The 251-nt window shown below is 44.2% G+C and carries 1 protein-coding gene; it reads left to right on the plus strand.

What is annotated here, in order from left to right:
* The coding region (locus DW817_RS10785) for a transposase (RefSeq protein ID WP_243634051.1) at positions 1-251 on the plus strand (251 nt) is incomplete at both ends.

Consider the following 251-nt stretch of genomic DNA (forward strand, 5'->3'; position numbering starts at 1 on the left):
ATGGACATTCTTCCGGCACGAACCACACCGGCTCTGCTCCAGTATTTCTATCAATTCCCAATGAGTGAACGACGAAAAGTAGAATTTGTCACAATGGATATGTCTATGCAGTTCCGTTCAGTCATAAAAACAATCTTCCCCAAGGCGCGCATCGTGGAAGATCGTTTTCACATGATTGGCTTAGTCCAAGCTCTTAAGATCAGACATAAGAAAAACACCCCACTGCCTAAAGCAAGTGAGGTGTCAATCCA

This window comes from Acidaminococcus sp. AM33-14BH (assembly GCF_003603525.1).
In the GTDB taxonomy this organism is placed as follows: domain Bacteria; phylum Bacillota; class Negativicutes; order Acidaminococcales; family Acidaminococcaceae; genus Acidaminococcus; species Acidaminococcus intestini.